The sequence below is a fragment of the Microbacterium sp. NPDC055455 genome, from assembly GCF_053619935.1.
Genome location: NZ_JBSHLB010000013.1, coordinates 1 through 7518, shown reverse-complemented (window position 1 = coordinate 7518; position 7518 = coordinate 1). Strand labels below are relative to the sequence as shown.

Below are 7518 nucleotides of genomic sequence, written 5' to 3'. Positions count from 1 at the left end.
GCCGGTCGCGGGATGGTGGCCTGGCTCGGCTCCCCGCCCACCCCTCTTGTCCATGCCAAAAAGACCCGACCCCCTGACGGGGCCGGGCCTTTTCACGTCTCCCTAGTCGGGAGAATTCGCCCCGTGGGACGACAACACGGTCACCAGCGCTGCGGCGCGTTAGAAACCCAGTCGTGACTGCTGTAATGCACCATGTTCCGCTGCTGCTGGCCCATGCCGAAAAGTGCGGCGATAGCGATGAACGCGACAAGGCCGACAGGGCCGAGAACAAGGATGAGAAAGAACGCCAGCCAAGAGCGCTTGGCGATTCCCACGACGACCGCAATCAGGACGACGTAGAAGTAGAAGAACAGGAACACTCCCAGCATGGCTCTCTCTTTCCTAGCTCGGCGGAACGCCGGCTATGTCGAGGTCGTTGTAGTAGTAAAGCGATGCTTCGTAAGCGCGACTATATGCGTCGCAAAATCGGCGCGCTTGAAGGACAGTCAGCTCGGTGATCGCGTCCGGCAGCGTCGAGGTGACGGATACGCCGTCTGGACTGACTTCGACGGTAATCTTGGCCAGCTCGCGCCCGACCGACTCTGGGTCGGGCACGACCTCGACGTACTGCGTCAGCGGTTCGGTGGTGTGAATGGTGGACATGGTTTACTCCGTTTCGACCGGTTGACGGTTGAGCACCTTCACGAGATGCCCCTCGGTGGCGATTCGCTTGGACAGCATGGTTCCCCTCGGGTCGAGCACTCCGAGAAGCCCATCAAGGATCTTCCGGGCTTCCTCGGGGCTGATGGTGATCGCCCCGTTCTGCTGGCTGATGATCCGAATGCCGTCCTCGGACGACTGAACTCCCGCGTAAAGATGGTCAATTCGAGGGGGCTTGAGAACGTGCCGGAGCGATGCCGGCTCAAGCTCGACGGTCAGACGATCGCCGGTTGCGATGCCGACGACCTCTTCGACTGCTCGGCCGGCTGCGGTGACTTCGAGCCGGTAGCCTTTTCCTCCGCCCGCATGGGCAGGAACGATGAGGGTGTGGGTGACGATCGGACTTCCCGACGGCAGCGCGTTAACGCGCCCGACGCGAGAGACGATGCCGGTGTAGCTGGTCATGATGTTCCCCTAGCTGACTTGTAGTGCCGCCATTGCGCCAATGCGCCATGCGGCATGGCGCTACGTAGTCGATTCGTTGATGTAGTTGATGATCGCCCGCTCCAGCATCTCCTGGGCCGACTCCTCGTTGGCTGCGAGTGCCACCTTGAATCGGCGATGCAGGTCGGAGTCGATTCGGACGCTGAGCTTCACGAGCTTCTGCGGTGGCCTGAACACCTCCTCCATCTTCGGCGTGGACTCTCCTCCACGGTTCTTGGGCTTGAGTCGACTCATGTTCTCGCGCTTAATCGCCATTGCTCTCTCCAATCAGAATGTTTTCGACGTTGACGAGTTCGTCGGCAACGTCGGCGTAGCCTTCGAGCCGGTTGGGGCGCGAGCCGTGCGCTGAACGGATGGACTCACGCATCATGATCGCGGCGCGAAAGTAGTTGACTTCCTCGTCGTCCAGTACCTGTCGCACATCGTCAAGCAGCTTCGTCCCGAGTCGCGCTGAGGTGATGAGGACGATCGCCGGCACATCGCCCAGCCCGTCGAGCGTGGGCCACAGCCGATCCACATCGACGGTTGACGGCGCGGTCGGGACGATTGCAACGTCAGCGGCAGTGACGGCCGCGCTGATCGTTTCCGGGTTCCCGGGCGGGCAGTCGATGATGACGTCCTCGGTGGGCCTTGCCGCACCGAGCCTGCGCAGCATGTGGTTGTTCGACGGAGAGACCCTGAACGGCAGGGGTTCCCCGGACTCGGCCGCACGGTCGGCCCATGCCGACGCAGTGCCCTGCGGGTCGGCATCAATCACCTGTACGGATCGGCCCATTTCGGTCAGCGCCAAGCCCAGGTAGATGCTGCTGGTCGTTTTGCCGACACCGCCCTTGGTGTTGACCACGGCGATAATCATGTTCGCTCCTCTCCACTTCGCTTCGGATGGTCTTTATCGTAGGCGGCATTGCGCCAAGCCGCAATGCCGCGTTGCCGCAGTGCCCCCAATGCGCCATGCCGCGATGACGGCATGACGACATAACGCCTGGCGACATGACGGGATGCCGCCATGCCGCAATGACGGCACAGAACGGGGGTAGTGTCTGTAGTTCTGTCGCACTGACGGATCGAGTCAGATCATCTCGCCCGGTCGGCAGTGAAGGGTCATTGAACAAGGGGGCCTGCCCCCGCGTTAGCACTTCTTTTGGCTGGCGCATTTGCGCCTGGCGGCATTGCGCCATGCCGCCATTGCGTCAATATCATGATGCGTACACGAGGTCGGCAGGGATGCCCCGCTCGATGCGCTCCGAGCACTGACCGAGCTTCCAGCGCCACCACCCGTGGGGGCGTTCCACTCGTGCAAGAGAAGTCCATCCACGGTCGCGTGTATCCGTGTCGAGCATCCAGAACAGGGCCGAGAGCTTCCAAGTCGCGATTCCGTAGGTGTCGAAGATCCTCGCCAGCCCGTTCGCGTGCCCCCTCCAAAGCTGCGGGGCGCGGTCAATGACCTTCGCCGCGAGCCGTTGCGCGGGGAGGGACGGTGTTTCTCGCGGGTTTTCCCGTTTCGCCGTCTTTGGTGAGTAGTGAAAAGAAGAAGAATTACTAGGGGTAGAACCCCTACGGGGTGGGGTGCAAGTGTCCACAGCCAGCGCTTTTGCGTGCTCCCGCAGCATTTGGAGCGTCCATGTCGAGGCAGCCCTGATCTGGAAACGTCCGTGATGGTGCAGGGCTGCGGTTCGTTCCAGGCGAGTGAGGTGACGGCCCCGAACGGTCTCCACGGCCAGTCCGAGCTGCGACAGGGCGCTCCTGGCGTACTGGACGGCCCGCACCGAGCACTTGGCGCGACTGGCGATAGTCGTGCGGGAGAGGGCGCTGTGCGCCCCCGTGCGGCCATCAGCGGCCTCCGCCATGACCTGAGCTACCCGACGGCACACGTCGACGGAGACGCGGCCAGCGCGGGCGCTGATGCCCTTCTCGGTCGCGAGGACGGCAGCCACCGCGAGGAGCCACCGGCTTCTGCTGCTCCATCCGCGTGGGCGCGTCGCGGGGGCGGTGAGGATGAATGCGTCGCCGCGCTGTGGGCCGCGCTCGGCTTCGGAGCGCCCCGGCTGTTTTGAAGCCGTGAGGTGAGTTTCTGCCGCAATCAGTGGTGCGGCCAGTTCATCCAGTGACCAGGACTCGCCGTTGGCCGGCGTATGACGCGGCAACAAAAGCGACGCCAAACGACGCTCGTAGCGCTCCCGCTGGGTTGGTCGCGGGGGAACGGCAGGACGTGTACCTGCATGGATAGATGAAAAAGCCAGGTTCGCGGCGTTTCCGCTTGCACTTGGCAAATGGGTACGGCTAACCTGGGCATCAGATGTTTGCAACTGATTCCCTCTTTGGTCGGAGGGATCGCGGAAGGAAGTTGGCGCTTTCTTCCCCCACTCTCTTTCGAAAAGAAGCCCCGGCTGGTAACCGGGGCTTTTTTCATGTCCTCGCGTAGTTCACGGGTAGAAAGTGAACCGGTGGAAGTGCTTGGTCGGGCGCTTCCTCGAAGTCCTGAGTGGGTGACCCCTCATATGAAGTTTGCGTAGCTTCGTTACTGCTGGTCAGAAACGTTTAGAGTCGCGACCTCCTGTAAATGACAAGGACGTAATCTGCCCTATCATCGCATAGAGTGGCGCGTCAGGCGAGAATCCGTTGTCGGTAGGCGATTCCACGATAGCAGAGGTAGCACATGGCCGGTCATATTGATACAGACGGTGGACTGGATGACTCGGTGGCATTGGCAGTTGCCGTGCGTCTGGGAGTGACGAGCGTGTCAACGGTTGGAGGCAATGTTTCGGCACATGAGGCATACCGCAGCGCCGGGTACGTGCTTGATCGTCTGGGGGCCGCGAGTGTTAATTTGTGGGTCGGCCGCGACCCGCACGGGTGGAGTCCTCAGGGGGGTCACGGAGTAGACGGTCTGGGTGGAATGCGTGGCCGAGTGAGTCTGCCCGGTTCGCGGCCGTTCTCGCGCTCGGTAGCGGAGTCGGTCGGTGGCCCGGTGGCGGCGCTGGGGCCGTTAACGAACTGGCAAGGGACGCAGCGGGCGGTGGTGGCGCTCGGTGGCGTGCAGGGGTGTCCCGCCGGCGTAAGAGACACGAACGTTTTGGCTGACGTTGCCGCAGCTGCGGAGGTTCCGAACTGCTGGTGGGTGCCGCTGCGTGTCGCTGCTGGGGTGACGATGGTTCATCCGCTGCCTGGGTCGTGGCTGGGTAGGGCCTCAATGGAGTACGGGCGGCGCTCGTCGGCTCGCTGGGAGCAGCCCAGTGGACGGTTTCCGGCGTATGACGCTGCGGTTGTTTGTGCGGCGTTCGGAGTTGGTGATCCAGTTTGGCGGCGGAATAGGGTCGAAATCGGCGCGAGCGGGATCGTAAGTTCGCGTTTCGGCACGTCCGCGTGGATTCTGGAAGGATTTAGGGATGAAGCATCCGTCCGTCGGCTCGTCGTCGCGGCTTCGGCCGATCTTGGCTAGGTCGCGGGCGATGTGGTGCGCGCGCGAGGGTGAGCGTGCGGTACGTCAGTTTGCCGGGGATTTTGAAACGTGGTGCATAGCGTGGGGGCAGGCGAAACTCGGCGGGCCGATCGTGGTCAAGACGTTTGAGGGGTCAATCTCAACGACGGAGGGCGCGGTCGTGCGCACTGGCCGGGAAGCGACGGTTCTGGTTCCTGCGGAAGCATCTGGAGTTGCGCGTGAGGTCGTCGTCGCCCATGAGGTCGCGCACCTGGTGCTGGGGCATGTTGAGTGCGGCATCCCGTGGCAGGAGCAGGACGCGGAGCTGGTGGCTGCCCGGTGGCTGTCGGCAGCTCTTGGCGGGGGAGTGTCCGAGCTGATGAAGAAGTTGGAAGAACGAGGGGCGGCGCGAACTGCGGCGCTGATTGGACTGGTGCTGTCGTGACAACCGCAATTCCTGGTGGAGTGCATCTGGTTATCCTCGCGGGGCTTCTGCTGGCCTGCGGAATTGCCTGGCGGAACGCGCAGCGCCGGCATGAACGCTTGTTCGTCGGCTCGCTGACTGTCGCTACCGTTGCGGAAGCGATTAAAGATCCCTTGCTGGATGGACTACCGGCTGGCGGAAGGAGGGCGGTCGTCCATGTCCTTTGCCTGGTGGCGGCTTCACTGCTCTATCAAGCGGTCTTTGAAGCGACCCACGTCGGCCTGGCGACCAAACATCAGCGCCGTCGGCTGTTCGGGATAATCGGCGTAGTTGGCTCCGGGTTGCTGGCGGCGGGCGCAGCGGCTGGCAAGGAGGGGGTCGAGACGCTTCCTGGGCCTGCCGTTGCTGCCTACTTCATTGCCTTCGCCGGAGTGGTAGCGGGTCTTATGGTCGCTGCCGCAGTCTCGACGTGGCGAGCAGGGCGCGGGTGGGGATCGCGGCCCTCGGCTGTGGTTCCGACGCTCGTTCTCGGCGCTTTTGCCGTAGATGCGTCCACGCTGGCAGGGAAGATGCTCGTGGACATTGCGGCCGACGACCTGACACCTGGCCGGCCTGATGCCGGGGTATTCGCGGTGACGCTCGTTGCAGCGGCGATCGTCGTCATGGCCGCGTCCGTGACATGGCGAAGAGCACGACGGGGGGACGACGTTGAGAGGAGTCTCGTCGCACAGTGGTTGAGCCTGCCGGGAGGGTCAACGAGAAGGCTCGACCGCATGGCTATGGCTTCTCCGCGCTATGCGTGGGTGGTGATCCTGCGGGATCTAGCCGACGCGGGCTTCGTCCTGGACCTTGGCGACGGCCGAAAGCAGGCCGGGTGAGGGCTGGCCGCGAAAGAGGACCGTGCATTCGCCGCTGAGCGAGCGGACGAGCGACGCAAGCGCTGCGACATGGGTAGACATCTCATCGTCCTGGGGCGATGAGATGGACAGTTCCTGGGTCGTGCGCTGCTCGTCAGCAAGAGCGTGTGTCATGCGGGAGATAGTAGCACCGCCGCTGGACAAGCGCCTCAGAGATTCTAATTAAGTAAAAGTGTAACGATGCCCTACCGGTCTATCCCGAGGGCGCGACGACGTTCGCGGCGAACATCCTCGTAGGGTGCACCGGGTTCGACTGGAACCTGGCGCAAAACGTTGCGCATCAGCTCGCGGGTCTTGTCTCCCTTGTCCCGCTCGATGAGGTCGTCGAACCATTCGCCGGCAAGGACGGAAACCCACACGTTTTGCTCGTGATGAGCCGTGACGAGCCGTTCGAGCTCGTCAACGGTCAGGCTGCGCTCGCTGCGGGACGTGACGGCCTTGAGGACTGCTCCGACGTGGTTCGTCCAGGTAATGAGATCGGAAAGCTCTTCTGGCACCAGCCGGAGGTATGAGGGGGGATGGCCGGGGGAGGGGTGCGCCTTGGGGCCGTCGGTAGCGACGGTGGCGGGGGTCACCCCTGCCGCCTGGCGTGCAGTTCCGGGGGGCCACTGGAGCGCCTGATCGAGCTTGTCGAGGGTTTCCCCCCGAAAGCTGATCGCCTTGCCGCTCTCGATATTCCGCAGCGTCGCCACGGCAGGCCCACCGTTCGCCCATACGTCACGCAGGCTCAGCTTCAGCTCGGCGCGGCGGGCCGAGACAAGTTCGCTAAGGGGGGCGGCGACGTGAGACATGGGCATAAGTCTATCTGTTGGGGTCGCTGCAAGGAGGTAAGTGGCGATCGGGGGCCTGGTGAGGATCGACATGGAATTTTCTCACTGACTGTAATGGTACCGGGTATTGCGCCAATATAGTACAACTAGTATGATTTGTGGTAGCAAGTTGACACAGGGGAACATGTGTTACCTAGCGGTACTTTTGTTCTCCAATGGTGCGTTTGTGACGTGCTTGTCGTTGTGTCAACAAGCTGCACAGCCCGGATAGTGCGGGTTGTTTTCCACCTCCAAACTGGAATCGCCAAAGGGGATATAAAAAGTGAAGCACAAGAAGATGCGCCTGGGTGCGCGGGTCGCTGCTGGGGGCGTGGCTGGCGTTCTCGGTGCGCTCGCCACGGCTGGCATCGCGGCGGCTGAGCCGGTCGCCCAGGAGGGCACCACGGCTCCGCCCGCCGAGCAGGCCGGCACCACGGCTCCGTCGGCTCCCGCCGCCCAGGAGGGCACCACGGCTCCGCCCGCCGAGCAGGCCGGCACCACGGCTCCGCCCGCCGAGCAGACCGGCACCACGGCTCCGTCGGCTCCCGCCGCCCAGGAGGGCACCACGGCTCCGTCGGCTCCCGCCGCCCAGGAGGGCACCACGGCTCCGCCCGCCGAGCAGACCGGCACCACGGCTCCGTCGGCTCCCGCCGCCCAGGAGGGCACCACGGCTCCGCCCGCCGAGCAGACCGGCACCACGGCTCCGTCCGAACCGGTGGCCGCCAACAATGAGGGCACCACGGCTCCGGCGCAGCAGCAGACCACCACCGAGCCGGTGGCCGCCAACAATGAGGGCACCACGGCTCC

General features: G+C 63.7%; 9 protein-coding genes and 1 pseudogene. 4 read left to right on the top strand and 6 right to left on the bottom strand.

The genetic code is table 11. The features are described 5' to 3' along the window. Window positions 1–140 precede the first annotated feature (140 nt). Genes ACWGUG_RS18470 through ACWGUG_RS18450 form a run of 5 tightly spaced genes read right to left on the bottom strand, consistent with a single transcriptional unit; the run spans window position 141 to window position 1999 of the window. Window positions 141–368, bottom strand: a complete 228-nt coding sequence (locus ACWGUG_RS18470) for a hypothetical protein (RefSeq protein ID WP_452325512.1) — start codon at window positions 366–368, stop codon at window positions 141–143. Between the two features lie 13 nt (window positions 369–381). Continuing rightward, window positions 382–642: a hypothetical protein gene (locus ACWGUG_RS18465; RefSeq protein WP_452325511.1), complete on the bottom strand. Its 261-nt coding sequence runs from the start codon at window positions 640–642 to the stop codon at window positions 382–384. Between the two features lie 3 nt (window positions 643–645). Continuing rightward, on the bottom strand, window positions 646–1104 hold the full coding sequence (locus ACWGUG_RS18460; RefSeq protein ID WP_452325510.1) for a hypothetical protein: 459 nt from the start codon (window positions 1102–1104) through the stop codon (window positions 646–648). A 60-nt stretch (window positions 1105–1164) separates the two neighbouring features. After that, window positions 1165–1377 carry a ribbon-helix-helix protein gene (locus tag ACWGUG_RS18455; protein WP_452325509.1) on the bottom strand — a complete coding sequence of 71 codons (213 nt, stop codon included), beginning with the start codon at window positions 1375–1377 and terminating at the stop codon, window positions 1165–1167. Window positions 1378–1387: 10 nt separating this feature from the next. Further along, window positions 1388–1999 carry an AAA family ATPase gene (locus ACWGUG_RS18450; RefSeq protein ID WP_452325508.1) on the bottom strand — a complete coding sequence of 204 codons (612 nt, stop codon included), beginning with the start codon at window positions 1997–1999 and terminating at the stop codon, window positions 1388–1390. A 1800-nt stretch (window positions 2000–3799) separates the two neighbouring features. Here ACWGUG_RS18450 and ACWGUG_RS18445 point away from each other — a divergent pair. From ACWGUG_RS18445 to ACWGUG_RS18435, 3 genes are read left to right on the top strand one after another with little or no spacing between them, the layout of a single operon-like run. Then, window positions 3800–4582: a nucleoside hydrolase gene (locus ACWGUG_RS18445; protein ID WP_452325507.1), complete on the top strand. Its 783-nt coding sequence runs from the start codon at window positions 3800–3802 to the stop codon at window positions 4580–4582. Continuing rightward, window positions 4530–5006, top strand: a complete 477-nt coding sequence (locus ACWGUG_RS18440) for a hypothetical protein (RefSeq protein ID WP_452325506.1) — start codon at window positions 4530–4532, stop codon at window positions 5004–5006. Before ACWGUG_RS18445 ends, ACWGUG_RS18440 begins: the two co-directional genes overlap by 53 nt. 20 nt (window positions 5007–5026) lie before the next feature. Continuing rightward, complete coding sequence (locus ACWGUG_RS18435) at window positions 5027–5863, top strand: hypothetical protein (RefSeq protein ID WP_452325505.1); 837 nt, start codon at window positions 5027–5029, stop codon at window positions 5861–5863. A gap of 224 nt (window positions 5864–6087) precedes the next feature. On the opposite strand, the gene ACWGUG_RS18430 is transcribed toward ACWGUG_RS18435, so the two are convergent. Continuing rightward, window positions 6088–6693 carry a hypothetical protein gene (locus ACWGUG_RS18430; RefSeq protein WP_452325504.1) on the bottom strand — a complete coding sequence of 202 codons (606 nt, stop codon included), beginning with the start codon at window positions 6691–6693 and terminating at the stop codon, window positions 6088–6090. Between the two features lie 301 nt (window positions 6694–6994). Here ACWGUG_RS18430 and ACWGUG_RS18425 point away from each other — a divergent pair. Beyond that, window positions 6995–7518, top strand: a pseudogene (locus ACWGUG_RS18425) (hypothetical protein); the annotation flags it as partial.